The following is a 305-nucleotide window of genomic DNA, read 5'->3' as shown; positions in this document are numbered from 1 at the left end:
GCAGATTGGCGCTCAGCCCGTCAATCTTGGGCTCGGAGGTGAAGGCCATCGCCTCGTCCTCCTTCACATTGAGGAATTTGCGCACCCGCTTGACGAAATCGGTGACGTCGCTGTCCTCGAACGCATTTCCGAGCGACAGCATGGGCACGGCGTGGCTGGCCTCGGCAAAGCCCGATGACGGCCGCGCGCCGACGCGCTCGCTCGGGCTGTCCTCGCGTTTGAGCTCCGGGCAGCGCGCCTCGATTGCCGCATTACGCTGGCGCAGCCCGTCATAGACCGCATCGGAACTCGCGGGCTGGTCCTTC

General features: G+C 65.6%; 1 pseudogene. It reads right to left on the bottom strand.

Features of this window, described 5'->3' with window-relative positions:
• A pseudogene (locus E5162_RS14510) lies at positions 1–305 on the bottom strand (NAD-dependent DNA ligase LigA); the annotation flags it as partial.

Source organism: Marinicauda pacifica, from assembly GCF_004793635.1.
Lineage (GTDB): Bacteria > Pseudomonadota > Alphaproteobacteria > Caulobacterales > Maricaulaceae > Marinicauda > Marinicauda pacifica.
The sequence above is the reverse complement of the archived record's forward strand: the minus strand, read 5'-3'. Positions and strand labels throughout refer to the sequence as shown.